Genomic DNA, 1,369 nt, shown 5'->3' with positions numbered 1-1,369 from the left:
TATTTGATATTAGCTATTCTGTGTTTGGGTCTGTATTTTTTGTAACTACAGGATTTCATGGCTTTCATGTAATGGTGGGATCTGTTTTTTTAATTGTGGTTTGAATTCGTTCTTTAAAGGGACATTTTAGAACAACACACCATTTTGGGTTTGAGGCTGCTGCTTGGTATTGGCATTTTGTAGATGTTGTGTGGTTGTTTTTGTTTTCTGTGGTTTATTGATGAGGTTCATAGAATATAGAGTATTGTACATTTAATTTCCAATTAAAATATCTCTTAATGTTTTTTGGAGCATTAGTTTTAGTAGTGGCGGTAAGTATAATTTTATTATTTTTGTTTTTTGTTGTGTCACTTTGAGTAGAAAATAATTGGAATTCAGTATCTTCGTATGAATGTGGATTTGATGCAAAGTCTGTAGTGCGGATATCTTTTTCTTATCGATTTTTTTTGATTGCTGTATTATTTTTAATTTTTGATGTAGAGATTTCTTTATTATTACCTATTCCTTTTCTTTTTAGTAGAGTAGTTGGATATTGTGTTTTTAGAATGTTTGTAGGGCTGCTATTAGTAGGTTTGGTTTATGAGGTATCTCTGGGAAGAATAGAGTGGCTGTAATGGCTAAGGCTTAAACTTAGCGTAATTATCTACCATATAGTTCCCCGCCCCTTTCCCCGCCCGGGCGGGGAACTAAGGAAAATATTAATTGAAGGCTTTATGGTTAATAGTAATTTGGGTAAATGTTGAAGCTTGGAGGCGATTTCAATGTTAATGAAATAGGAGGGATAAGAGGGACTGATTTGCACTTAGTTATAGTGATAAGTTTGGAAAGGCTGCTAACTTTTTTTTAGAGAAAAGTGCAGATATAAGCGGTTTAATTTCGACTTAAATTTAGGGTAATTAAGTAGATTTACGCTATTTTTTCATGATGGAAATGGATTTTTTTATCTTCAGTAAAATGCTTTATAGGTTAAGCTAAATTTATATATTAAGAGGAGTGGGGCTATAAGGAGAATAGTTAGGGTTAAAGAGGTTTTAAGAAGGTTTTGAGTGGGATAATTAAAGGATATTAGAGTTTTTTGTATTCCTTGGGCTGACAAATTTTCGTGTCAGGAGTTGTCAATTTTTGTAAGCAGGGTTCTTAGGGGGAGGGATTTGAGTCAAGGGTTTGTGGTTAGTGGGTGAATAAACCATATATGGATAGAGAAATTTCCTATAAAGGAGTATGTTTTTGATTTAAAGCTTAAAAGAGCTCTTATTAGGACTCCGGTTGTTAGTGCTATTGAAATAGCTAGAAAGAGATAAGTGGGTATAATTAGTGTTTGTGTTGGTAGCATTCAGACTAGAATTGAGCCGAGGGTTAATGATAGAGG

At 33.5% G+C, this 1,369-nt stretch carries 2 pseudogenes; both read left to right on the top strand.

Annotated elements, in window-relative coordinates:
• Positions 1 to 8: 8 nt before the first annotated feature.
• Positions 9 to 221: pseudogene (locus DRW41_RS23725) on the top strand (cytochrome c oxidase subunit 3).
• Positions 222 to 386: 165 nt separating this feature from the next.
• A pseudogene (locus DRW41_RS23850) lies at positions 387 to 614 on the top strand (NADH dehydrogenase subunit 3); the annotation flags it as partial.
• Between the last annotated feature and the right edge of the window lie 755 nt (positions 615 to 1,369).

This window comes from Neobacillus piezotolerans (genome assembly GCF_003362805.1).
Taxonomy (GTDB): Bacteria; Bacillota; Bacilli; order Bacillales; family Cytobacillaceae; genus Bacillus_D; species Bacillus_D piezotolerans.
This window is presented reverse-complemented; position numbering and strand designations above follow the sequence as displayed.